General features: G+C 64.1%; 24 protein-coding genes and 1 other RNA gene. 8 read left to right on the forward strand and 17 right to left on the reverse strand.

The genetic code is table 11. The features are described 5' to 3' along the window. Positions 1–34 precede the first annotated feature (34 nt). The 5 genes from BMY71_RS06885 to BMY71_RS06905 all read right to left on the reverse strand — a co-directional run bounded on the left by BMY71_RS06885 (position 35) and on the right by BMY71_RS06905 (position 6,388). Positions 35–403, reverse strand: a complete 369-nt coding sequence (locus tag BMY71_RS06885) for a hypothetical protein (RefSeq protein WP_092682652.1) — start codon at positions 401–403, stop codon at positions 35–37. Beyond that, positions 403–3,615 carry an efflux RND transporter permease subunit gene (locus BMY71_RS06890; RefSeq protein ID WP_092682654.1) on the reverse strand — a complete coding sequence of 1,071 codons (3,213 nt, stop codon included), beginning with the start codon at positions 3,613–3,615 and terminating at the stop codon, positions 403–405. The genes BMY71_RS06885 and BMY71_RS06890 overlap by 1 nt, the downstream gene beginning before the upstream one ends. Positions 3,616–3,693: 78 nt before the next feature. Then, positions 3,694–4,689, reverse strand: a complete 996-nt coding sequence (ihpB, locus tag BMY71_RS06895) for a divalent metal ion exporter adaptor subunit IhpB (RefSeq protein WP_092682656.1) — start codon at positions 4,687–4,689, stop codon at positions 3,694–3,696. Continuing rightward, complete coding sequence (gene ihpA, locus BMY71_RS06900; RefSeq protein ID WP_092682658.1) at positions 4,686–5,957, reverse strand: divalent metal ion exporter subunit IhpA; 1,272 nt, start codon at positions 5,955–5,957, stop codon at positions 4,686–4,688. The genes ihpB and ihpA overlap by 4 nt, the downstream gene beginning before the upstream one ends. A 53-nt stretch (positions 5,958–6,010) precedes the next feature. Then, positions 6,011–6,388: a hypothetical protein gene (locus BMY71_RS06905; protein WP_092682660.1), complete on the reverse strand. Its 378-nt coding sequence runs from the start codon at positions 6,386–6,388 to the stop codon at positions 6,011–6,013. A gap of 80 nt (positions 6,389–6,468) precedes the next feature. On the opposite strand from BMY71_RS06905, the gene BMY71_RS06910 reads away from it, so the two are divergent. After that, entirely contained in the window at positions 6,469–6,666 is a 198-nt protein-coding gene (locus BMY71_RS06910; protein ID WP_092682662.1) for a hypothetical protein, read from the forward strand. An 89-nt stretch (positions 6,667–6,755) separates the two neighbouring features. On the opposite strand, the gene BMY71_RS06915 is transcribed toward BMY71_RS06910, so the two are convergent. Beyond that, the gene (locus BMY71_RS06915) at positions 6,756–7,106 is read right to left on the reverse strand and encodes an S-adenosylmethionine decarboxylase family protein (RefSeq protein WP_092682664.1); all 351 of its coding nucleotides are present in this window, start codon (positions 7,104–7,106) and stop codon (positions 6,756–6,758) included. Between the two features lie 104 nt (positions 7,107–7,210). On the opposite strand from BMY71_RS06915, the gene BMY71_RS06920 reads away from it, so the two are divergent. Beyond that, positions 7,211–8,365 carry a bis-aminopropyl spermidine synthase family protein gene (locus tag BMY71_RS06920; protein ID WP_092683127.1) on the forward strand — a complete coding sequence of 385 codons (1,155 nt, stop codon included), beginning with the start codon at positions 7,211–7,213 and terminating at the stop codon, positions 8,363–8,365. A 78-nt stretch (positions 8,366–8,443) separates the two neighbouring features. Then, positions 8,444–8,911: a GNAT family N-acetyltransferase gene (locus BMY71_RS06925; RefSeq protein ID WP_011503738.1), complete on the forward strand. Its 468-nt coding sequence runs from the start codon at positions 8,444–8,446 to the stop codon at positions 8,909–8,911. A gap of 38 nt (positions 8,912–8,949) precedes the next feature. On the opposite strand, the gene BMY71_RS06930 is transcribed toward BMY71_RS06925, so the two are convergent. The 11 genes from BMY71_RS06930 to BMY71_RS06980 form a co-directional block, all read right to left on the reverse strand. After that, positions 8,950–9,612: a class I SAM-dependent methyltransferase gene (locus BMY71_RS06930; protein ID WP_092682666.1), complete on the reverse strand. Its 663-nt coding sequence runs from the start codon at positions 9,610–9,612 to the stop codon at positions 8,950–8,952. Between the two features lie 3 nt (positions 9,613–9,615). After that, positions 9,616–11,115 carry a Do family serine endopeptidase gene (locus BMY71_RS06935; RefSeq protein WP_092682668.1) on the reverse strand — a complete coding sequence of 500 codons (1,500 nt, stop codon included), beginning with the start codon at positions 11,113–11,115 and terminating at the stop codon, positions 9,616–9,618. A 197-nt stretch (positions 11,116–11,312) separates the two neighbouring features. Beyond that, positions 11,313–11,513, reverse strand: coding sequence for a DUF2065 domain-containing protein (locus BMY71_RS06940; protein ID WP_011503741.1), 201 nt, complete (start codon positions 11,511–11,513; stop codon positions 11,313–11,315). A 157-nt stretch (positions 11,514–11,670) separates the two neighbouring features. Next, on the reverse strand, positions 11,671–12,606 hold the full coding sequence (gene hflC, locus BMY71_RS06945; protein WP_011503742.1) for a protease modulator HflC: 936 nt from the start codon (positions 12,604–12,606) through the stop codon (positions 11,671–11,673). Further along, entirely contained in the window at positions 12,603–13,772 is a 1,170-nt protein-coding gene (gene hflK / locus BMY71_RS06950) for an FtsH protease activity modulator HflK (protein ID WP_092682670.1), read from the reverse strand. The genes hflC and hflK overlap by 4 nt, the downstream gene beginning before the upstream one ends. A gap of 153 nt (positions 13,773–13,925) precedes the next feature. Further along, positions 13,926–14,438, reverse strand: a complete 513-nt coding sequence (locus tag BMY71_RS06955; RefSeq protein WP_041805392.1) for a dihydrofolate reductase — start codon at positions 14,436–14,438, stop codon at positions 13,926–13,928. Between the two features lie 23 nt (positions 14,439–14,461). Beyond that, entirely contained in the window at positions 14,462–15,256 is a 795-nt protein-coding gene (locus BMY71_RS06960; RefSeq protein WP_011503745.1) for a thymidylate synthase, read from the reverse strand. Between the two features lie 156 nt (positions 15,257–15,412). Further along, a complete protein-coding gene (locus BMY71_RS06965) occupies positions 15,413–16,426 on the reverse strand; it encodes a tripartite tricarboxylate transporter substrate-binding protein (RefSeq protein ID WP_011503746.1) in 1,014 nt (337 codons plus the stop codon). Positions 16,427–16,795: 369 nt separating this feature from the next. Then, entirely contained in the window at positions 16,796–17,782 is a 987-nt protein-coding gene (locus tag BMY71_RS06970) for a tripartite tricarboxylate transporter substrate-binding protein (RefSeq protein ID WP_092682672.1), read from the reverse strand. 102 nt (positions 17,783–17,884) lie between these two features. Continuing rightward, on the reverse strand, positions 17,885–19,399 hold the full coding sequence (locus BMY71_RS06975; protein ID WP_092682674.1) for a tripartite tricarboxylate transporter permease: 1,515 nt from the start codon (positions 19,397–19,399) through the stop codon (positions 17,885–17,887). Between the two features lie 9 nt (positions 19,400–19,408). Further along, on the reverse strand, positions 19,409–19,909 hold the full coding sequence (locus tag BMY71_RS06980) for a tripartite tricarboxylate transporter TctB family protein (protein ID WP_092682676.1): 501 nt from the start codon (positions 19,907–19,909) through the stop codon (positions 19,409–19,411). A gap of 330 nt (positions 19,910–20,239) precedes the next feature. On the opposite strand from BMY71_RS06980, the gene ssrA reads away from it, so the two are divergent. The 5 genes from ssrA (at position 20,240) to BMY71_RS07005 (ending at position 23,662) form a co-directional block, all read left to right on the forward strand. After that, positions 20,240–20,597, forward strand: a transfer-messenger RNA (tmRNA) gene (gene ssrA, locus BMY71_RS06985). A 207-nt stretch (positions 20,598–20,804) separates the two neighbouring features. Continuing rightward, positions 20,805–21,329 (forward strand): SspB family protein, encoded by a 525-nt coding sequence (locus tag BMY71_RS06990; protein WP_041805393.1) that lies wholly within the window; start codon positions 20,805–20,807, stop codon positions 21,327–21,329. Positions 21,330–21,519: 190 nt separating this feature from the next. Continuing rightward, on the forward strand, positions 21,520–22,938 hold the full coding sequence (gene fumC, locus BMY71_RS06995) for a class II fumarate hydratase (protein ID WP_092682678.1): 1,419 nt from the start codon (positions 21,520–21,522) through the stop codon (positions 22,936–22,938). Positions 22,939–23,201: 263 nt separating this feature from the next. Beyond that, complete coding sequence (locus BMY71_RS07000) at positions 23,202–23,390, forward strand: DUF4169 family protein (protein ID WP_011503752.1); 189 nt, start codon at positions 23,202–23,204, stop codon at positions 23,388–23,390. Further along, positions 23,387–23,662: a ribbon-helix-helix domain-containing protein gene (locus BMY71_RS07005; protein ID WP_011503753.1), complete on the forward strand. Its 276-nt coding sequence runs from the start codon at positions 23,387–23,389 to the stop codon at positions 23,660–23,662. Before BMY71_RS07000 ends, BMY71_RS07005 begins: the two co-directional genes overlap by 4 nt. The last annotated feature ends 19 nt before the right edge of the window (positions 23,663–23,681 follow it).

The raw sequence follows: 23,681 nt of genomic DNA on the forward strand, positions 1-23,681 counted from the left end.
GCGGCGCTCCTCCGAGAGTACGTTCGTGTCAGGCTCAGTTCTTGAACTTGGCCTGGCCAGACTGTCCTGCAGCGCTCTTCAGCGTGACGCTGACGGCCGATCCGGGAGCAACGTCGGTCTTCGCATCGGCCTTGAGTGCGTTGCCCTCTGCGACGAGCGGCAGCGTCTCACGGTCGCTCCCCGAGATCAGCAGCGCCGATCCGGAGAACCCAGCCGCCGACACCGGCTTGTTGGCCTCATCGAAGACGTTGAAGGTGATCGTCTTACCCTTGGCGACCATCTCGAGGTGCACGCCGGCGACGTCCTCGAGCCGGCCGCCGTTCGGGCCCTTCTGGTGCACGTGCTGCGCGAGAGCCGGGCCAGCGAACAACAGAGCGGAGGCGACGAGCAGTATCTTCTTCATCAATGGTCTCCTTGGGTCTGGTTGGGCGTCGCCTCCACTGCGGCAGGCGAGGATTCCCGGCGAAACAGGACGTAGAGCGCCGGAAGAACGAGCAGAGTGAGGATCGTCGACGAGATGATCCCTCCGATGACGACGGTCGCCAGCGGTCGCTGAACCTCGGCGCCGGCGCCGGTGGCGATCGCCATCGGCACGAAGCCGAGCGACGCGACCATCGCTGTCATCAGAACCGGCCGCAGACGGGTCAGAGCCCCTTCCTTGACGGCTTCGATGATGGTCTTGCCGTCTGCGCGGAGCTTCTCGATGAATGAGACGATCACCAGGCCGTTCAGCACCGCGACGCCTGACAGCGCGATGAAGCCGATGCCTGCGCTGATCGAGAGCGGAATGTCGCGGAGTAGCAAAGCCGCAACGCCGCCCGTCAGCGCCAGCGGTACGCCGCTGAACACCAGCAACGCGTCTGCCGCTGATCCGAGACTGACGAACAGCAGCAGAAAGATCAGGAGAAGCGCGACTGGAACGACGATGGTCAGACGTTTCGTGGCCGAGACGAGTTGCTCGAATTGGCCGCCCCACCCGATCCAGTATCCCGCGGGAATCTTGACCTTCGTCGCGATCTGCGCCTGAGCGTCGGATACGAATGACCCGAGATCGCGCCCGCGGACATTCGCCGTCACCACGATGCGGCGCTTTCCGTTCTCGCGGCTGATCTGGTTCGGCCCGGGCGCGACTTCGATCTGCGCCACCGCCGACAACGGCGTGTAGCGCATCTGCGACAACGGCGAGTTTGTCCAGGACGCCTTGGTCGCAGTCGTCGGCGTTTCCGCCACGGCCGGCAGCGGGATCGGAAGATTGCGGATCGCCTCGACGTCGGACCGCAGCCGCTCGGGCAATCGAACGACCAAGTCGAAGCGGCGGTCGCCTTCGAAGACGAGACCGGCGCTTTTGCCGCCGACCGCCGTCTCCACGAGACCTTGAACGTCCGTCACGCTCAATCCCAATCGCGACAGCGCCGGTCGGTCGAGCTTCACAGTGAGCACCGGCAGGCCCGCGGTCTGCTCGGTCTTCACGTCGGCGGCGCCGGGCACGGCCTGCAACACCGTCTGAACCCGCCCCGCGACCTCGAGCAGCGTATCCAAATCGTCGCCGAAGATCTTGACGCCGACGTCGCTGCGGACGCCCGAGATCAGTTCGTTGAACCGCATCTGAATCGGCTGGGTCAGTTCGTAGACGTTGCCCGGCAGCGTCTCGGCCTGTTTCTCGACCGCCGCCACGAGATCCGCCTTGCTCCGCTTCGGATCGGGCCATTCCGCGCGCGGCTTCAGCATGATGATCGTATCGGCGACGTTCGGCGGCATCGGATCGGTGGCCACTTCAGACGTACCGAGCTTGGAGAACACCTCCTTCACCTCCGGCAATTGCAGAAGCGCCTTCTCCAGCTTCAACTGCATGTCGATGCCCTGCGTCAGGCTGGTTCCCGGAATCCGCATCGCGTGCATCGCGATGTCGCCTTCGTCGAGGCTCGGAATGAACTCACCGCCCATTCTGGAGGCGGCATATCCGCTGACCAGAAGCAGCACGACGGCGAGCGTCGCCACGATGCCGCGGTGACGGATGGCAAGGCCGAGCAGCGGCAGATAGATCCGCCGCGCGCCGCGCATGAAGAAGTTCTCCTTTTCGGTGACCTTTCCGGTTACCAGCAGCGCGACCGCTGCGGGTACGAAGGTCATCGACAGGATCGACGCGCCGGCGAGCGCCATCAGCACCGTCAACGCCATCGGGGTGAACATCTTGCCCTCGACGCCGGTGAGGGTCAGCACCGGCAGGTACACCACCGCGATGATCAGAGTGCCCAGCAAGCTCGGCTTGATGACCTCCCGGGAGCCCGCAAGAATGGTGGCGAACCGCTCGTCACGCGTGAGCAGCCGGCCTCGTCTGTGCTGCTCCACCGCCAGAAGGCGAAGGCAGTTCTCGACGATGATCACCGCGCCGTCGATGATGATGCCGAAATCGATAGCGCCGAGGCTCATGAGATTGGCGCTGACCTTGCTCTCGACCATGCCGGTGATGGTGATCAGCATCGACAGCGGGATCACCAGCGCAGTCGCGATGGCGGCTTTGAAATTGCCCAGGATCAGGAACAGGATCACGATGACGAGCAGCGCGCCTTCGACGAGGTTCTTCTCGACGGTGGCGATGGTCGCATCGACCAGCACCGTGCGGTCGTAGAGCACGCGCGCGAATATGCCTTCCGGAAGCGATTTGGCGATGTCGTCCAGCTTCGCCGACACGCGCTGCGAGACCGTTCGGCTGTTCTCCCCGATCAGAAGCATTGCGGTGCCGAGCACCGTTTCCTTGCCGTCGAGCGTCGCGGCGCCCGTTCGCAGATCCGTCCCGATCTGCACCTCGGCCACGTCGCTGATACGAACCGGCACGCCGCCGCGCGTTCCGACGACCACGCCGCGAATATCGTCGATATTCGTCACCTGGCCCGGCGTGCGAACGAGATATTGCTCGCCGTTCCTCTCGATGTAGCCCGCACCCACGTTGGCATTGTTCGCCGCCAGCGCCGTCATCACGTCGCGAAAGCCGAGACGGAACGCCATCAGCTTGCTGGGGTCGGGCAGGACGTGGAACTGCTTCTCATAACCGCCGATGGTGTTCACCTCGACGACGCCCGGCACGGTTCTGAGTTGGGGCTTGATGATCCAGTCCTGCACGGTGCGCAGATCGATCGACGTGACCGGCGAACCGTCGGCGTTCTTGGCGCCCGGCCTGGCGTCGAGCGCGAATGTGTAGATCTCGCCGAGGCCCGTGGAGATCGGACCCATCGCCATTTCGATGCCGCTCGGCAGCTGATCCTTGACCTGCTGGAGCCGCTCGCTGACCTGCTGGCGGGCGAAAAAGATGCTCGTCCCTTCGTTGAAGACGATCGTGACCTGGCTGAGGCCGTAGCGCGACAGCGAACGCGTATATTGCAGGTTCGGAATCCCGCCCATGCCGGTCTCGACCGGAAAGGTGATGCGCTGCTCCACCTCGAGCGGCGAATACCCCGGGGCTTCGACGTTGACCTGCACCTGCACGTTGGTGATGTCGGGCACCGCGTCGATCGGCAGCCGGGTGAAATTCCAGGCGCCGAACGCGGCGACGGCCAGCACGCCGATCATCACCAACCAGCGCTGGCGAATGGAGAACTCCAGAATGGCGTTGATCATCGCGGGGCACCGCTTCGAAGTTCAGAGAATTCCGCCGCCAAATATTGAGGCCGCTCGACGTCACGCATTGGACTGCGATCAGTGATCATGGGACGCCGCTCCCTTCGCCATCTCCGCCTTGACGACGAAGCTGTTGGTGGCGGCGTATTTGTCGCCGGTCATCAATCCGAACAGCACCTCCACGTTCTCCGAATCCCGCCCGCCGATTTCGATCTCCCGGGCCTCGAATTTCGCTCCGTTCCGAACGAAGACGACGTTGCGGTTCTCCAGCGACTGGATCGCCGAGGCCTTGACCGCGATCGGCACCTGCTTGGCGGACAAGATCAAACGTGCCGATACGAACAGGCCGGCGCGCAGCCGCCCGGCGTCGTTCGCGACCACCGCACGAACCAGCGCGCTCTGCGTGTCGCTGCTGCCGACCGGAGACATGTAGGAGAGTTGCGCTTCGATCGGCTTGCCGCCGTCACCAACGTCGATGATGACGGTGTCACCGAGACGCACGCGGGGCAGATCGCGCTTGTACACCGACAGATCCACCCAGACGGTCGAGATGTCGGCCACGATAAAGGCGGGCTTCTGCTCCGAGGCGTACTCGCCGAGCGAGATCTGGCGATCGATCACCGTGCCGGAGATCGGCGCGCGCATCTCATAGGTCGTGAGGCTCTGGTTGCTCTCGATCCTTGCGAGAAGCTCACCCTTCTCGACGGCGTCTCCGAGACGCTTCCTGATCTCCCGGACGACACCCGGAAATCTCGGAGTGACCTGGACCAGGGTTTCCTGATTGGGCGTCAGGATGCCGTTGAGCACGATCGTATCGTGCAGCGTCGCCCCGGCAGCGGTCAGGATCTCGATGCCCGCTGCGCCGACCTTGGCATCGGTCATCTCCACGACATCCTCTCCGGCGTGCCCTTCGTCCTCGTGTCCCTTCCCGCTATGCCCCTTCTCCGCATGGCCGGATTTTCCAGCCGTGTCGGCAACAGGCGCTGCAGATTTGTCGGGCGCATAGGCAAAGACACCGGCGCCGATCGCAAGGACGCCGAGCGCGGCCACGACCATTGTGATCGACTTGTTCATCGCGCGCTCCCCCGAGCCAATGCAAATGGGTTGCCGACCAGCCCCTCGATGGTGGCGACGGCGACATGGAAATTCTGCTGGGCTTCTTGTTCACGCAGGCGGGCCTGGGCGACGCTGGCCTGCGCGTCCAGAACCTCGAGAAGCGAATAGCGGCCCTGCCCGTACCCTTCGAAGATCGCGGCAGAAGCGTCCCGCGCTTTTGGAATGCCGGTCTCGCGCAGGATCGCAAGTTCGCGCAGCGACCCCTGCAGCGTGTCGTAAGCGCGTCCCGCCAAGACGATCAGGGTATTCCGGTTGGCCTTCCGCTCGGCCGCGGTTTTGGCAAGGCTCTCCTGCGCCGACAGGATGTTGCCCTGGTTCTGATCGAACAGCGGGATCGGCACCGAGACGGCGAGACGCACGGCATTGTCGCCGGTCTCGTTGTATCGGCGCCAGCCGACCGAGAGGTTCACGTCCGGATAGGGCTTCAGACGCGCGAGTATCAGCTGCGCGTTACGTTGCGCGTAGATCGCCTGCCATCGAACCAGTTGCGGATTCGCATCGATCGCCGTTACCACGGCCTGGAAAGACGGTGGGCGACCGATCGAGTCCAGCCGCCCGGACACCGCGCTGAACTTCGGAGCGGTGTCTCCGATCAGGATCGCGAGTTCGCGACGCGCCGTCGCAAGCGATGCTTTGGTACGCTCGCGATCGGCCTTGACCAGAGCCGAGGCCACTTCGGCCCGCCCGGTTTCCGCGATCGACGAGGCGCCTGCATCGACGCGCCGCTGCAGCAGCGGCGTCAGCTTGTCGATGGCGTCGACCTGTTCGTCGAGGATCTCGATCCTGCGCTGCAGTCCGAGCACGTTGAGGAACGCGATCGCCGCCTCGGACAGCACTTCGAGCCGCACCGCCTGGCGCTCGATCGCCGCCGTATCGAGACCGGCCTGCCCGGCCGCGATGCGTGCGTCTCGCTTGCCCCAGAGCTCGAACATCTGACTGATCTGCAGCGCCGACTCCGCCGATCGCGTTCCCCGGTAGGCTCCGGAGCCAAAGGAGTCATCCAGATCGTAGGATATCTCCGGGTTGATCAACGCTCCGGACTGGATGCGCTGCCCCCGCGCGATGCCGACGTCGCGCTCGGCAGCCGTCAGCCGTGGGCTTGTCGCGAGCGCGCGCTGAAGCGCTGCCCCCATGGTGAGGGTTTGCGAATGCGCGACACCTGTCAGCGAAGAGCCGACAAGCAACGCAGCCGCACACGCGAGGCGCGTGGCGTATCTGAACAACATGCTGAAACCTGACGAACGACGGACTCAGGGCGCGATGCGCCCGGCGATAACGTTCAGGTCAGGTTTTTGGGTGGTGGCGTGTCGAGCCAGGCATGATCGGCGGGCACCAGCGATGCCACCGACATGTCGCCGGCAGCAGGCACGCCGCAGGGGACGGCGGTGATCAAGGGCGCCGGCAGTACAGCCGGAACGCACGTCGGACAGTGATCGCAGAGGACGATGTCGGATTTCGTCCCGCTGTCATGTGACGGATCGAGCGACGGATCGGCAGCCGTTTCGAGGGCGACGCTGGAGGCGACGGCCTGATCGAAACAGCTGGCGTTGTGGGCGATCCCAACGAACAGATAAACGAACGCAAGGACCATCAACAGGCCGCGGCGAAAACTGCCCGCGCGCCTCGTCGATGAATCGATGCCGATCGTTTGTGCCATGCTGGGCGAATACCAAAACGCCGATGCGAACACTATCACAATCGACAACGCCCAAGGGATTTTGACACGCGCGGAACCGATTGGCCGCAGGCGTCATCACCCTCGTTTGCGAGTTCCGGACACAAATCGCGCCGATGTCAGTCGATCGTCAGCGTGGTCAAAACCACGACCTCACGGTTCCGGGCTGCCTCCGCAACGACGGTCTCAACGCCGCCGCCATTGAGCCGCAGGAGCGACGGCTCAATCCTGATCCGCACAACCTGAAGACGCGCGTTTGATCATGACGCGCCATGCGTGCATCTGCTATTCTTCTTCCCTCACGCCGGACGGAAGCCCACAGGTTGGAATTGGCGAGGTTGAGAGGCGTTCAGGGGCGCGCGGCGATTTTGCGCGGGACGTGATGCACGGTCATCTCGCCATCGGGGCAGACGCTGCGCTTCACCTCGGCGAGGACGCGGTTGAAATCCATCTCCGGATTGCACAACAGCACGTCGACCAGCAGCAGCCGATGTTCCGGCCAGGTCGTCAGCACGATGTGCGATTCGGCGAGGAACAGCGCGATGGTCAGCCCATGCGGGACGTAACGCACCTCGTAGGAGCCGATAATGGTGGCGCCGACGCTCTGGACCCCGGCGCGCGCCGCCGCTACCAAGGCGGCTTCATCCTCGATCAGCGGCAGGCAGTCATACATCTCTGCCAGCGCGTGGGTCATCAACATCGGCGATTGGTCCTCGATGGCGGTTCAGTTTCGGCGCCTGTTTGGCATGGATAGCGGCGTGGGCCAACCGCGGCGAAGCCCGTCCTTTTGCGGAGCGCGCCGCGATGGCTGATCCCACGATCCTTCGCACGATCGCCGAGGCGACGCGGCTGCGCGAGGGCCCGGCAGGCGTCGAGGCGATCCTGCGCGCGGTGTATCGCGCGGGCTCGCTGCGGCTGCAGGACGCCGCACGCGAGGCGCGACTGCCGATGCCGATCGCGACCGCGGTGCGCCGTGAGCTGGAAAAGGCCGGGCTGCTCGAGCGCAAGCAGGGTCTGGCGCTGAGCCCCGAGGGCCGCGATTTCGTCGAGCGCGAACTCGGGCTCGGCACCGCGATCGACGTCACCTGCCCGGCCTGCACCGGTCATGGCGTGGTGATTCCCGAGAATTTTCACGTCCAGGTGGTGCGACTGGCCGCGATCATCGCGCAGGCCCCATCGGTCGACGTCACGCTCGATCAGGCGCCGTGCACCCCTGAGACCTCGCTGTTGCGCGCGCTCTTGATGCTGCAGGCCGGCGCGCTGGAAGGCCGCCGGGTGCTGCTGCTCGGCGACGACGATTCAGTGTCGCTGTCGATCGGCCTCGTCAGTCAGGCGCTCGGCAAAGGCGATCTCACCCGCGGAGTCGTGGTGGTCGACGCCGACGAGCGACGGCTCGCATTCCTGCGCGACAGTGCCGCGCGCGAAGGCATCGCGCTGCGCACGGTGCATCACGATCTGCGCCAGCCGCCGCCCGCCGAGCTGCAGGGTGCGTTCGACACGATCGAGACCGACCCGCCCTACACGCTCGAAGGCGCGAAGCTGTTTCTCACCCGCGGCCGCGAGGCGCTGGCCGGCGACGGGCTGTGCTACTTCTCGTTCGCGCAATGGCCGCCGCGGCAGATGCTGGCGCTGCAGCGGGTTTTTCTCGACCTCGGCCTCGCGGTGCAGACGATCCGTCCCGGCTTCAACGCCTATGCGGGCGCCACTGTGCTCGGCAATGTCGGGCAACTGATCGAACTCGCCGCGGCGGGCCCCGCCGCGGCCGCGCTGCCGGCGTGGCAGGGGCCGCTGTACACTGCCGAGGTCAATCCGCGCATCCGTGCCTATCTCTGCACGCAGTGCGGCCGCGAGAGCGTGCTCGGGCGCGGCTCCACACCGGAGACCATTGAGGCACTCAAGGAACAGGGCTGCGCGAATTGCGGCGGGCACAGCTTCCGCCGCAAGACCGGCGGGACCTGACGACGAGCCATCGGAAAGACGGACTTGCCGGCCGTCGCAGTTCGTGCGAACGCGGCGGCAGAATTCTGGAGTTGAACGATGAACGACAAGCCCCTGCACACGCTGCGCCCGCTGGAGCGCGCGGACCTCGAGAAGATCGGCTGGATGGAAGCCGAGATCGCCAAGATCTCGTTTCCGGACGATCCGATCACCGACGTCGCCTTCTATGTGAAGAAGCTGGAGAAGCTGTTCGGCGACAAGGAAGCCGCCACCTTCGTCGCCGAGCGCGACGGCGAGATCGTCGGCTGGTCCTATGTCAGCATCCGCCGCAACTTCATCACCAAGCAGCCCTATGGCGATTATCACAGCATCTACATCGACCCGTCGCAGCGCGGCTCGGGGCTGTCGAACCTGCTGATGAACTCGGTGTTCGATTGGTGCAGGGCGCAGGATCTCGGCCACGTGGTGTTCCGCACCCGCGCCACCAACGAGCCGATGAAGGGCGTGCTGGCGCGCGTCGGTTTCGTGCCGACGCAGATCTATCTGGAAAAACCGCTCAAGGATTGAGCGCTATAGCGTTTTCGAGCGATCCGGTTCTGATTCTATCAGAACCGGAAAAACTCTAGATCGCCCGCGCGCAGCAAAGCCTCTTCAGCCGGAGCGCGCGGATTCACGAACACGTCGTAGCGCACCGTCTTGCCGGCGATCTGGTAGGACGGCTTGCGGATGCCTGCGAGCGGCTCGGCGCGCAGCGGCCATTTCAGCACGACGCGGCCGCAGCGCGCGACCAGCGCCGCCTGCATCAAGTCGGCGACGTCCGGATCGGCGCCGACCATCTCGCGCAGCAGACGCATCTCCTGCTTCACCAGCGCCGTCTTGGTCCGCGCCGGATGCATCGGATCGACCGTCACCACATCGGCCTGCAAGGTCGGCAGCAACGCACGCGCATCGCCGTGGATCAGCGTCATCCGCGCGACGATGGCGGCGATCTCGTCGCTCTCCGCCCGCGCGGCCTCGAGCCCTTGCGCGAGCAGCGCGTGGACCTGCGGCGAGCGCTCGATCAGCATCACCGTCGCGCCCATCGAGGCGAGCAGGAAGGAATCGCGACCGAGCCCCGCGGTGGCATCGATCACATGCAGCGGACGATTCGCGGAAACGCCGGTCGCCTTGAGGAGAGCGTGACTGCGGGCTGCGCCGGAGCGTAGCTTGTAGCCGACCGCGCCGCCGACGAAATCGACGGCGAGCGCGGAGCGGCTGATCCTGCCCATGGGCTATTGCAGGCTGAGCGCCACGAAGCGCAATTCGCCCTCGCCGTTGGCGACCAGCAGCAGGACCGACTTCTTGCCGTCCTTCTTGAGCTGGTCGACGCGCTTCTTGATGTCGGCGGCGCTGGTCACCGCTTCCTGCGCGACCTCGACGATCACGTCGCCGGCCGACAGCCGCTTCTCGGCGGCGTCGGAGCCGCTGTCGACGCCGACCACCACCACGCCCTTGACGGTTTCCTTGATCTTGTAGCGGCCGCGCAGATCCTTCGACAGCGCCGCGAGGTCGAGCCCGAGCGCCTTCTGCGTCACCGGCTTTTCCGGTTCAGGCTGTGACTTCGCCGAGGCAGGCTGCGGCTTGGCGCCGTCGTCGAGACGGCCGAGCGTGACCTGCTTGGTCTCTTCCTTGCCCTTGCGGATGATCACCACGTCGACGGTCTTGCCGACCGCTGTGTCGGCGACCACGCGCGACAGATCCTTCGGCTCCTTGACGTCCTTGCCGTCGAACTTGACGACCACGTCGCCGGGCTCGATGCCGGCGGGTTTCGCCGGCCCCTTGTCGTCGATGCCCGCGACCAACGCGCCGCGCGCCGGCTTGATATTCAGGCTCTCGGCGATTTCGTCGGTGACCTGCTGGATTCGAACGCCGAGCCAACCGCGGCGCAGCTCGCCGAACTGCCGAAGTTGATCGACCACGCCGACCACAGTCTTCGACGGCACCGCGAACCCGATGCCGATCGAGCCGCCGGACGGCGAGATGATCAGCGTGTTGACGCCGATGACTTCGCCGTTGAGGTTGAACAGCGGGCCTCCGGAATTGCCGCGATTGATCGCAGCATCGGTCTGGATGTAGCTGTCATAAGGCCCGGAATTGATGTCGCGGTTGCGCGCCGAGACGATGCCGGCAGTCACTGTGCCGCCGAGCGAGAACGGGTTGCCGATCGCCACCACCCACTCGCCGAGCCGCAGCTTGTCGGAGTCGCCGAACTTCACGGCGGTGAGCGGCTTGTTCGCCGGCGGCTTGAACTTCAGCACCGCGAGGTCGGTCTTCTTGTCGACGCCGACCAGTTCGGCTTTGATCTTGGTGCCGTCGTTCATGATGAGATTGATCTCATCGGCGTCGGCAATGACGTGATTGTTGGTCACGGCGACGCCTGCGGTGTCGACGATGAAGCCGGAGCCGAGTGAATTGGTCTTGCGCGGCCCGCCGCCCTTCTCGCCGCCACGGCGGTTCTTGAAGAAGTCGTCGAAGAACTCCTCGAACGGCGAACCCGGCGGCAGATTCGGCGTGGCGCCCTTCCCTTCGCCGGGTGAATTCTTGGCTTCAACGGTCTGGGTGGTCGAGATGTTGACCACGGCGTCAATCACCTTTTCGGCGACGTCCGCGATGCCCTCGGGACCGCGGGCGTGGGACGGCGCCGGCGCGCTCAAGGCAACGGCTGCCCCGAGGCAGATCGCCGTCAGCAGGGGCCTGTTCCGGAAGCTGAAGGCAGGGATCGCAGCGGGCATGATCGTGACGTCTCCTGAAACGAGCGAGGGCGCCGGCAGGCGCAGCCAGTCGAGAACACTGCGCCCGATCCGGGGACCTGCGCAAGCATCGGAATCGGTCGAAACTACTCCATCCGCAGCGCCGATTGCGGCGAAAACCGGACGTTTTGGCTCACGATACCGTTGAAAACAATTTGGCCCTGGCGCGGGCTGTCGACCTAGCGGCGCACGGCCCAGATCAGAATCAGGCCCAAAACGGCAGAGGCGATACCGACCACACGAAGCACATTATCAGGGGTCGCCATCGCGCTTTTCATCGCACGCCGCATCCAGCTCGGGCTCGCGGCGAAGATCAGGCCTTCCAGCACGAACAACACACCCACCCCGATCAGGAGGTCGGCGAACGCGAAAGACCTCATGCGACTCTATCCTCCCGGTCGAGGGTTTCCCCCGGCAGCGATTGTTGAAGAAGCGCGGACCTTGCGGCCCGCGCTTCTGATGTCGCGTCTGTTCTAGTCGAGCGAACCAGGGAACGCAAAATGCATTCCCGCCCGATATCCATTCGCAACGGCGCCGTTATCGCGGCGCAGCAGCCGGCTCGGGAGCCGCAGGCGCAGCCGTAGTCGTCGGCCGCGCTGCGGTCTTGCCGCTCGGATTGGCGAAGAAGCGGAAGAACTCGGAGTCCGGTCTCAGCAGGAAGCGGGTGTCGGAGGATTTCAACGCCTGGTCATAGGCCGTCATCGACCGGTAGAACGCGAAGAAGTCCGGATCCTTGCTGTAGGCCGTCGCGAACAGCCGGTTACGCTCGGCGTCACCGGAACCGCGGATTTCCTCGGCCTGCGAGTTCGCCTCGGCGATGATCACGGTCGCTTCTCGGTCCGCCTTCGAGCGAATCTCCTGCGCCTTCTGTCCGCCCTGCGCGCGGAACTCGGCGGCCTCACGCTGACGTTCGGTCTGCATCCGCTGATACACCGCCTGGCTGTTCTGCTCCGGCAGATCGGCGCGGCGGATACGGACGTCGACCACCGAAATGCCGTAGCCATCGGCCTCGCGGTCGAGCTGGGTGCGGATCCGCTGCATCAGCCCTTCGCGCTCGTCACGGACGACCTGGATGAACGTGACCTCGCCGAGCACACGACGCAGCGATGCGTTGAGCAACGTCGTGAGCTGGATGTTGGCGGCCGGGATCGATCCGATGCTCTGATAGAACCGGAGCGCGTTCTTGATCCGATAGCGCGCGAAAGCGTCGACCACGAGCCGCTTCTGGTCCGAGGCGATCACTTCCTGAGACGGATTTTCGAGGTCGAGAATCCGTTTGTCGATGCTGATCACGGTGTCGATGAACGGCGCCTTGAAGTTGAGGCCCGGTTCAGTGACCACGCGCACCGGCTCGCCGAGTCGAACGAGCAGCACCTGCTCGGTCTGGCTGACGGTGAAGATCGACGACCAGCCGACGATGACCGCGACCAGCAGCAAGATCAGCGCAACGATGCCTGCGATTCCCGCTTTCATCGCGTGCCTCCGCTCTGAGTCTGCTGGTTCTGCGGCTGCGTTTGGGCCGCCGGCGCTTGTTGTCGACGTGGGCTCAGTTCGCTCAGCGGCAGATAGGGAACGATTCCCTGGCCTGCGCCGGCTCCCGCGCCGGAATCGTAGACGAGCTTCTCGGCGGGGCCGAGCACACGCTCCATGGTTTCGAGATAGATCCGCTGACGCGTCACGTCGGGAGCCTTCCTGTATTCCTCATAAACGTCGAGGAAGCGCGCGCTCTGGCCCTTGGCCTCGGCGACCGCCTGCCCTTTGTAGCCTTCGGCGCTCTGGATGATCTGCGCGCCGCGGCCCTTGGCGTCGGGGATGACGCGGTTGGCGTAGGTCTGCGCTTCGTTCTGCAGCCGCTCGAGATCGGCGCGCGCGGCCTGGACGTCGCGGAACGCGTCGATGACCTGCTGCGGCGGATCGACCTTCTGCATCTGCACCTGCTGCACCAGAACGCCGGCGCCGTAACCGTCGAGCGTCTTCTGCATCAGTTCCTGCACCCCGTTTTCGATCAAGGTGCGGGCGCCGGTGAGGATCGGCTGGATGTTGGAGCGGCCGATCACTTCGCGCATCGCGCTCTCGGCCACCGCCTTCACGGTGCCCTCGGGGTTCTGAATATTGAACAGGAAGTTGCCGACGCCGTCGGGCTTGATCCGCCACAGCACGGTGAAATCGACATCGACGATGTTCTCGTCGCCAGTCAGCATCAGGCTTTCCTCGGGCACGTCGCGCATCGTGGTTCCGCGGCGGGCCGGATCGCTGATCAGCGTCATGCCGATGCTGATCGTCGACACACGCAGCGCCTTCGGCAGCAGCACGGTCTCGATCGGGTACGGCAGATGATAGTTCAAGCCGGGTTGCACGGTGCGGACGTGCTTGCCGAACCTCAGGACGACGCCGAGTTCTTCGGACTGCACCCGGAAGAAGCCCGACAGGCCCCAGATCGTCAGCGCGCCGAGCACCGCGATGGCGATACCCAGGCTGCTGAAATACCCGCCGGGAAGCAGTTGCTGCAGGCGGTCCTGGCCGCGACGAAGCAAATCCTCGATATCAGGCGGTCGCGGTCCTGTTGTTTGCGGCCCGGAGCCCCAGGGACCCTTCGGGCCAGAACCCCACGGTCCTCCGCCTTGATTCTTCCACGGCATCAATAGTCTCCTCAGCGGTCCGGCGAACGTGCGGACCACAATATGTGCACGGCTTTATAGGGGACGGACCGGGCAGGCACAACGCGCGTTGTCACCCGTCGCGAGCTATGTCTTGCCGCAGGTTTGTCAATGCGGGTCGCGGTGCGCGAAAGGTTAACGTGCAGTGCAGCGTCGATAGGTCACATAGGAAAACTCGACGCTGTCCTCGGGACCAGCGCCATGGCGCGTTCGCGCCACCTCCTCCCACTGGTCCGGGTCGATCGCCGGAAAAGTGGTATCGCCCTGAGGGCTCGCGTGCACCTCGGTCAATTCGATACAAGTCGCGCGCGGCAACCAGTGCGCATAGATTTCTGAGCCGCCGACCACAACGACTTCAGTGGCAGAACGCCGCATCGCATCCCCGGCCGCAACCCGTTCCGCGGCCTCGAACGACGGCGCAACCACCACGCCCGCTGCCTGAAAATGCGTATCGCGGGTCACCACGATGTTGGTGCGTCCCGGCAGTGGCCGGCCGATCGACTGATACGTCTTGCGGCCCATGATCACCGGCTTGTTCAACGTCAGTTGCTTGAAGCGCCGCTGGTCGGATTTCAACCGCCACGGAATGGCGTTGCCCTCCCCGATCACGCCATTCTCGGCGACCGCGACGATGATAACGATCGACACGCGCGCATCCGCTCCGGGGACAATCACACCGCGACCTCGGCCTTGATGTGCGGATGCGGATCGTAGCCCTGCAGGGTGAAGTCCTCGTAACGGAAGCCGAACACGTCCTTCACGGCGGGATCGATCACCATCTCCGGCAGCGCGCGTGGCGCGCGGGTCAGTTGCAGGCGAGCCTGCTCCAGATGATTGGAATACAGATGCGCGTCGCCGAGGGTGTGGATGAATTCGCCCGGCTTCAGACCGGTGACTTGCGCTATCATCATCGTCAGCAGCGCATAGGAGGCGATGTTGAACGGCACGCCGAGAAACACGTCGGCGGAACGTTGATACAACTGGCAAGACAGCTTGCCGCCAGCGACGTAAAACTGGAACAGGCAATGGCACGGCGGCAGCGCCATCCGATCGACATCGGCCGGATTCCACGCCGTCACAATCAGCCGCCGCGAGTCCGGGTTGCGCTTGATCATCTCGACGATATTGGCGATCTGGTCGATGCTGCGACCATCCGCGGCCGGCCAGGAGCGCCATTGCGCGCCATAGACCGGGCCGAGATCGCCATTGGCGTCGGCCCACTCGTCCCAGATCGTCACGCCGTTGTCGCGCAGATATTTGATGTTGGTGTCGCCCTGCAGAAACCACAGCAGTTCGTGGACGATCGCCTTGAGCGGCAACCGTTTGGTTGTCAGCATCGGGAATCCGGCGGCCAGATTGAACCGCATCTGATGGCCGAACACCGACAGCGTACCGGTCCCGGTGCGGTCGTGTTTTTCGGTGCCGTCGCTCAGGATTCGCTCAAGCAAGTCGTGGTACTGGATCATCGGTCGGCGTTGCTCGCGATGGGGTCGGCGGCGCAGCCGCCTCGGTGGTGGCCGCGGCAAAAGGCTGCGGATCGTCGGATTCGGTGCCGAAAATACCCCTGCCGGTCGAAACAACAAGGCTTGATCGCAGTCCCCCGGCCTCCGTCAACCGCTTTGTCAGGGCACCTGCCGCTTCAGCACCTCTCCCCATTTCTGCAAGTCGCTGCGCACGAGCGCCGCCAAAGCTTCCGGCGTGCGCTGACCCCGCGTCGGAACAATGCCGCCGAGGGCGGTCAGGGGGGCGCGGACCTCGGGTTGGTCCAGCGCCCGCACCACCGCTGCATTGAGATTGGCAACGATCTCCTGCGGTGTCCCCTTCGGCGCGAAGATCGCGTTCCAGGCCTCGACCTGAAAGCCTGGCAAGCCGGCTTCAGCGGAGGTCGGCACCGCGGGCACCACCGCGTCACGTTCTGGACTGGCGATCGCATAGGCCTTGATCACCTCGGTGCGCAGCGGCAGAACCGCATTGACGATCTGATCGCACATGAAATCGACCTGTCCGGCGACCAGCGCATCCATCGCCGGTCCCGTTCCGTTGAACGGAACGCCTGTGGGATTGATGCCGATCAGATAGTTGAGCAGCATGCACGATGCGTAGGACACCGAACCGACGCCGGCATGGGCCAAATTGACGTTATCAGGATGACGTCGCACATAGGCGACAAACTCACCGAAATTTGCCGCGGGAAACTCCCGCCGGGCCAGCAGCAATACCGGCATCCGTGTCACCAGCGCCACCGGCGCGAAATCTGTATCCGGGTGGTAGCCGAGTTTTGGATAGAGCGCGGCAGCCGCGGCATGGGTGCCCATGTGGCCGACGATCAGCGTATAGCCGTCGGGCGCCGCCTGGGCCACCCGCAGCGTGGCGGCGGTGCCCCCGGCGCCGACGATGTTATCGATTGAAATCGGCTGACCCAGTGTCTTCGCCATCTCGGCGGAGACGATCCGCGCCACCACGTCGGTCGGTCCGCCCTTGGCGAACGGCACGATCAGCTTGATCTGGCGCGACGGATAGCTGGCCTGCTCCTGACTAATTGCAGGTCCGAATAGGAGGGTCGCAGCAAGCGCGACAACAAGTCCGCCAATAGCGGCAACGCGCCTGAACGCGACCCCACGCGCAAACAAATGCATTTTGCGGCTCCCGCAGAATTCGACGGTGATACCGAACTCATCGGGCGCAAATCAACCCCGACAGACGATACCACAAAATTCGGAACGCCCGGTGCGTATGCGCCAAGCGTATATCTCAGCTCGCGCGCTCGATGAAGGCTTCGTCGCGCTTGCGCGCGAGCGACAACAGCGGCAAGCCCCGAAGCCCGCAACCGCAAAAGCCCGTCGACACCACAAGTCCATCAACACCAAGAGTCCTGCCGCTGCGAGGGGCATCGGTCCACAGCCGGCCGGGTTACCAATACCGTGGCGCCTCCGGACAAAACCGGCGCGCGGAAAATAACTCCGTTGCATCCTCAGCCTAGCACGAGGCCGGGCTTGCCAATCGGCTCAATTCGCGGCGGCATCCCGCAAAACCGGGGTCCATTTGGCTATTTCGGACTCCACCAGCTTTCCCAAGGCCTCCGGCGTCCGCTCTGCGGGTTCCGGGATCACGCTACCGAGATCGAGCAGCCGCTTGCGGACGCTCTCGTCGTCGAGCGCCTTCGTCACCGCAGCGTTGAGCGTCGCAACGATCGGCGCCGGCGTTCCCTTTGGCGCGAAAATAGCGTTCCAGGCCTGAGCTTTGAAAGCCGGGAGGCCGCCTTCGGTCGTTGTGAGAACCTCCGGAAGGGAAGGATTGCGCGCAGGCGTGGCGATCGCATACCCCTTGATCGTGCCGCCCTTGATCTGGGGCACAGCGTTGACGATCTGGTCGCACATGAAATCGACCTGCTTGCCGACCAGTGCGTTCATCGCCGGGCCGGTGCCGTTGAACGGCACCCCGGTCGGCTTGATGGCGAGCACGGAATTCAGCAACTGACAGGACACGTGAGATACCGACCCGACGCCCGCATGAGCCTGGTTCAGCTTTTCGCTGTTGGCCTTCACATAGCTGATGAACTCACTGAGGTCCTTCGGCGGGAAATCGCTCCGCGCCAGGATCAGGATCGGCGTTCCGGCGAGTAGCGATACCGGCTCAAAATCCTTCTCCGGATGATAGGCAAGCTTCGGATACAGCGGAACCGCGGCGGCGTGCGTGCCCATGTGCCCGGTGATAAGCGTGTAGCCGTCCGGGGTGGCGCGCGCCGCACGGGTCGTCGCGGTGGTGCCGCCGGCGCCGACAACGTTCTCGATCACGATCGCCTGGCCGAGCGTGGCCGACATGTGCTGGGTGACAATCCGCGCAATCACATCGGTCGGGCCGCCGGCCGCGAAAGGCACAATCATGGTGATCGTGCGTGTCGGATAGTCCGCTGCGAGCGCGGGCGTGGAGAGAAGGGCGCCGGCCGCACACGCGAAGCCGCCGAGCCTCAGCAATCGAGCAAACCATTTCATGTGAAGTCTCCTGGACTCTGCGAAACCTATCGAAACGCGGATACGGCTCAACAACTAACCGTCCCGTCAGAGCGGCGTATCGCCGCAGCCTTGCCAACCTCATCAATCGGATTCGACGAAAACCTCCTCGCGCTTTCGCCGAAGGGACGGAAGCACCGCGAGTATCAATAGCCCCGCCGCGATGGCGAGCAGCGTCGCCGACAGCGGCCGGGTAACAAACACCGAAGCGTCGCCGCGCGAAATCAGCAGTGCGCGGCGGAGATTCTCTTCCATCAACGGACCCAGCACCATGCCGAGCAGCAGCGGCGCCGGTTCGAAATCGTGTTTGACCAGCCAATAGCCGATCAACCCGAAGATGCCGGCGAGGACAACGTCGGTGGGGGCGTTGTTCACCGAGTAGATCCCGATCGCGCAAAACACCACAATTGCCGGAAACATCAGCCGATAAGGCACGCGCAACAACCGGACCCAGATCCCGACCATCGGTAGATTGATGATCAGCAGCATCAAATTTCCGATCCACATCGAGGCGATCATGCCCCACACGAGTTCGGGCTGTTTCTGCATCACCTGCGGGCCCGGGACGATGCCGTGGATGGTCATCGCGCCGACCATCAGCGCCATCACCGCATTCGGCGGAATGCCGAGCGTGAGCAACGGGATGAACGAGGTCTGCGCAGCAGCATTGTTGGCGCTTTCCGGCGCCGCGACGCCTTCGATCGCGCCGCGGCCGAAGCGTTCCGGCGTCCGCGAGATCTTCTTCTCCAGCGTATAGGCCGCGAACGAGGCGATCACCGCGCCACCGCCCGGCAGGATGCCGAGGATCGAGCCGAGCATCGTCCCGCGCGCGATGGCGGGCGCCGAGTCGACCAGATCCTTTTTGGTCGGCATCAGACCGGTGATCTTCTGCTGCACCAGTTGGCGGTCGGACTCCGAACCTGCATCGAGGTTGCGAATGATCTCGGCGAAGCCGAACACGCCCATCGCCACGGTCGCGAAGCCGAGCCCATCGGCGAGTTCGGGAATGCCGAAGGTCATCCGCGATGCGCCGGTTTCAAGGTCGGAACCGACCATCGACAGCAGCAAGCCGAACACGATCATGATGATCGCCTTCAGCACCGAGCCTTTCGCCAGCACGACCGCGAAGATCAGGCCGAGCACCATCAGCGAGAAATACTCGGCAGGACCGAACTCCAGCGCGACCTTGGTCAGCGGCGCGCCGAGGATCGCGATCAGCACGGTTGCGAAACAACCGGCTACAAACGAGCCGATCGCCGCGATCGCCAACGCCGGCCCCGCGCGTCCCTGCTTCGCCATCTGAAAACCGTCGAGCGTCGTCACCACCGACGTCGCCTCGCCCGGAATATTGACGAGGATGGAGGTCGTCGAGCCGCCATACTGCGCGCCGTAGTAGATACCAGCGAGCATGATCAGCGCGCCGATCGGCGGCAGACCGAAGGTGATCGGCAATAGCATCGCCACAGTGGCGATGGTGCCGATCCCCGGCAGCACCCCGACCAGCGTGCCGACCAGCGCGCCGACCAGGCACAGTCCCAGATTCATCGGCGAGGCGGCGACCTGGAAGCCGAGCGCGAGATTGGAGAACAGATCAAGCATTGCGCGCGCTCACCGGTTCAGAAACGACGGGTACAGCGGCATCGGCAGGCCCAATGCAAAGGGAAACAACACGCTGCAACCGATCGTCAGCGCGACGCCGACGATGATGGTCTCCTTCCAGCGCGTCTCGGGCGTGCCCAGCGCGGCAAGCATGAAGCTCGTGAAAGCGGAGATGATCAGCCCCAGCGGCCGGATCGAGACAGCGAACGACAGAATTGCGATGCCGACGAAAAACGGTCCGCGCCACTGAAACTTCGCCATCGGCTCGCCATCGACAAGCAGGGCGCTGACCGTCAGCACGACGCCGAGGACGAGCAGCAGCACGGCGAACATCCGCGGCGCGGTGCCGGCGCCGAACGAAAAGCCTTGCATGCCTTGAAGATCGCTCGCGGCCCACAGCGCGAACGCCGCCACCGCCACCAACGCGAGACCGCCGATGAAATCCTGCGGGCCGCGAATCCATTTCGGAAACACGGACTTCTCCGAGAAACGGCTCGGCGCGTCACTCATCGTTCCCTCCCCGTTTCCGGGCTTTGTCGCCCATTTGTTTGTCGGCGGCGTTACTTTCCTGAGTATCTATTTTCGTTTGATAACGCCAGCGAAACCCCGAACGCCGCCGGCCGGCAGTGACCATGACGAACTCATCCGGGTGACGCCGGTGGACCACCGCTACGATGCGGCGACAGGCGCCGCGCCCGGCGTGGCGACAGGCGCGCCACGCCATCGGAGGCTGTCGCCCGGATCAGGCCACTCAAACAGACCGATCCGATTGACAGTTTTCCACCGGCCGCCTCTCGCATTCGGCCTTGCTGTCGCATGGGCGACGTTTTGACGGGGAATGCCCTTTCGCCCCAAGCCATTGCCCCCTATATTGGAAGCGTCGGGGCAACCCGACTATGGAAATAAATGGCCGTCGTAATAAACCATTCGGACCCGGGGGCAGTACCCGGCGCCTCCACCAAAGCCCGTGATTCCGCGGGTTTCGGCGGGGGCGAAATAGGATCGACGAGGGCGTAAAGGGCTTGCTTTTTCTCGGTATTGTTCCGCCGTTATCGGGCTAATGCAATAGTTGCCAACGACAACTATGCTCCGGTTGCTCAGGCTGCGTAACGCAGTTTGAAAGACCAAGTCTAAAGTCCTAACGGGTTAAGCTCCGTTAGGCGGGGTTCGGAGGCACCTGGCAACAGAAGCCTCCACTTTATCTTGCATGAGCGTCCCTCGACGCCCCTTACACCGACGCAGGGCCGCACAATATTCAGCCGTGATGCCTGCTGACCCCGGCCCGCCGCCGGGTTACGATCCGCAGCCGGGACGCGAGTCGGCCTGACACCGGAGCCAATCAGCGTTGAAGCATCCGAGCGACCGGACAAGGCGGACACAGGACAAGGCGGACACAGGACAATTCATGGCCACCGATCACATCCGATACGACGTCCTCGCGCGGGAAGCATTGCGTGGCGTGCTGCGGCAAGTCCTGACCGACGTCGCTCAGCACGGTCTGCCGGGCGAGCATCACTTCTTCATCACCTTCCTGTCCAAGGCCGACGGCGTGAGGCTGTCGACGCGACTGCTCGCGCAGTACCCCGAGGAAATGACGGTGATCTTGCAGCACCAGTTCTGGGATCTGGTGGTGACCGAGGATCGCTTTGAGGTCGGACTATCGTTCGGCGGCATCCCGGAGCGGCTGGTGGTGCCGTTCTCGGCGATCAAGAGCTTCTTCGATCCGTCCGTGCAGTTCGGCCTGCAGTTCGAGACCAATGAAGGCGCTGCTGAAACCGCCGACGCCAGCGCTCCGGAGATCGCAGCGCCGGCGGCGACCCCTGCCATGCTGGCGGCGACCGAGTCTGCTCCGACCGACGCTGGCGACGAGGAGCCGGTGAAGTCCGAGGGCGCCGAGGTGGTGCGGCTCGACCGGTTCCGCAAGAAATAGAGCGTTTTCGAGCGAAGTGGAAACCGGTTCGCGTGAAGAAAACGCGTCAGAACAAAAAGCTAGAGCTCCGGTTCTGATTCTATCAGAACCGGAGCTCTAACCCCCGCGCGACCGGCGCGATGCTTCCGCGAGCGGCAGAGCTTGCGGGAGCTATCCGGATTCCCGACTGCTGACCGACAGGACGACCGCCATGGCCCGCAAACCCAGCGCTGCGAAGTCCGGCGCGACCCGCAGCGAGACCGATAGTTTCGGGCCGATCGAGGTCGCCACCGACCGCTATTGGGGCGCGCAGACCGAACGATCGCGACAGAACTTCCGGATCGGCGCGGAGCGGATGCCGATCGGCCTCGTGCACGCGCTCGGCATCGTCAAGCTGGCGGCTGCCGAGACCAATCGTGACCTCGGCCTGCTCGATCAGCGCCGCGCCAGCGCGATCGCCCGCGCCGCACGCGAAGTGATCGACGGCAGCCTCGACGATCACTTCCCGCTGGTGGTGTGGCAGACCGGCTCCGGCACCCAGACCAACATGAACCTCAACGAGGTGATCGCCAACCGCGCCAACGAGTTGCTCGGCGGCGAGCGCGGCGCCAAGAAGCCCGTGCATCCCAACGATCACGTCAACATGAGCCAGTCGTCGAACGACTCGTTCCCGACCGCGATGCATATCGCCGCCGCCCAGGCGATCACAGCCGATCTGATTCCCGGGCTGACGACGCTGCATGACGCATTGCGGAAGAAAGAGAAGGCATTCGCCAAGATCGTCAAGATCGGCCGCACCCACACCCAGGATGCGACGCCACTGACGCTCGGGCAGGAATTCTCCGGCTACGCCGCACAAGTGGCGAGCAGCCTGGCGCGGCTGAAGCTGGCGGTGAAGGAGCTATATCCGCTGGCACAGGGCGGCACCGCCGTTGGAACCGGCCTCAACACCCACCCTAAATTCGCCAAGGCATTCGCGAAGCGAGCGGCGGTGATCACCAAGCTGCCGTTCGTCACCGCGCCGAACAAGTTCGAGGCGCTGGCCAGCAACGACGCTTATGTTTCGGTCCACGGCGCGATCAATGCTGCGGCAGCCGCGCTGTTCAAGATCGCTAACGACATCCGGCTGCTCGGCTCCGGGCCACGCTCTGGCTTGGGCGAACTGATCCTGCCGGAGAACGAGCCGGGCTCGTCGATCATGCCCGGCAAGGTCAACCCGACGCAGTGCGAAGCGCTGACCATGGTGTGCTGCCAGGTGTTCGGCAATCAGACCACGGTCACCGTGGCGGGTAGCCAGGGCCATTTCGAGCTGAACGTGTACAAGCCGGTGATGGCCCACGCGATGCTGCAATCGATCGGCCTGCTCGCCGACGCCGCGCGATCCTTCACCACCCATTGCGTCGACGGCATCCGCGCAGACGAAGGGCGAATTGGTGAATTGATGCAGCGCTCGCTGATGCTGGTCACCGCGCTGGCGCCGAAGATCGGCTACGATAACGCCGCGAAGATCGCCAAATCAGCCCATCAGCGTGGAACGACCCTGAAAGAAGAAGCCTTGCGGCTCAAGCTGGTCACAGACGCCGAATTCGACCGGCTGGTGCGCCCGGACAATATGACGCATCCTGGCTGAACCAAGCAGCCGTGCGGACTGCACAAAAAATGGCCCGCGGGAAATTGATGTAAATCATATCCCTAGAGCTTCCTGATTGATCAACTCACTACGCAGTGTTGCGGCTCAGCAAATTTCTTCCGCCTCGGTGGGTAGATGTAGCCGCGACCTGCAGCGGCAAGGACTGTATTCTTGATGGTGATCGAGCCGCCTATGGCTTCGTGCATTCGTGCTCGGCCCCTAAGCGACGCCCGTTGCCGATTAGTCGATAATGGGTGCGCGTTATGGCGGATTTGGTCAATTTGAAGCGTTTCAAGAAACGGGCAGAGCGGGAAGCAGCCGCGAAGCACGCCGACGTCAATCGTGCGCGGTTTGGCAGAACCAAATCGCAGCGCGCAATCGACGATCATCGGGTCAGCCGCGCCAATGAACTGCTCGATCAACACATAATCGGTGGCGAGGACGCGTCATGAAATCGCCGGTCGTCAAACGGTCGATCGTGGTCGCGGGCCACAAGACCAGTGTCAGCCTCGAAGAGGCGTTTTGGAACGGCATGAAGGAAATCTCCGGCGTGCGGGACATGACTTTGTCCGAGCTCGTCGGTGAAATCGATGGCAATCGCCAACAGGGCAACCTGTCGTCGGCGATCCGCCTGTTCGTGCTGGATTACTTCCGCAGCCGCGCGTTGCAGCAGCAGCAGCCCGCGGTGGAAGCCAAAGTCGATAGCAGCCTGGTGGCGCACTGATCAGCTTGGTCTGATTGGT

Source organism: Rhodopseudomonas pseudopalustris (genome assembly GCF_900110435.1).
Classification (GTDB): Bacteria; Pseudomonadota; Alphaproteobacteria; order Rhizobiales; family Xanthobacteraceae; genus Rhodopseudomonas; species Rhodopseudomonas pseudopalustris.